The organism is Rhizobium sp. Nf11,1 (genome assembly GCF_050587665.1).
GTDB lineage: Bacteria > Pseudomonadota > Alphaproteobacteria > Rhizobiales > Rhizobiaceae > Rhizobium.
In genome coordinates, this window is sequence record NZ_JBOBHU010000086.1 from 1 (window position 1) to 395 (window position 395).

The window sequence follows — 395 nt, forward strand, 5'->3', positions numbered from 1 at the left end:
CGACCGCAAGGCGGCCCAGGTGGCACTGGCGACTGCAACGCTGTCGAAGAGCTTCCAGTCGGCCTTCAACGTCGTCAAGGGTTCGGTCCCGGCTCGCACCGACGTACCCGACACCGATTTCGACGCCTGCGGCAAGAAGGGCATCGCCGACCTGAAGGCGGCCAACGAGGGCGGCACGCTGTTCGGTTCGCTCGCCCAAGGTTATGGCGCGCCGCCGGCGATCGCCAATGCCTATAAGGACGTCGTCTCGAAGTTCGTCCACGGCCAGATCAAGAGCTCCGACGAAGCCGTCACCCAGCTCGTCCAGGCGATCGACGACGCCCGCTGAGACGAGGCCGATGACAAGGCTTCCCCGCGTCTTCGCGGGGAAGCTTCAGTCCCCTGACGGATACAAG

General features: G+C 65.3%; 1 pseudogene. It reads left to right on the plus strand.

The annotated features are described in order from the left end of the window. Positions 1 to 328 (plus strand): annotated as a pseudogene (locus ACQ7C1_RS31805) (sugar ABC transporter substrate-binding protein); the annotation flags it as partial. Between the last annotated feature and the right edge of the window lie 67 nt (positions 329 to 395).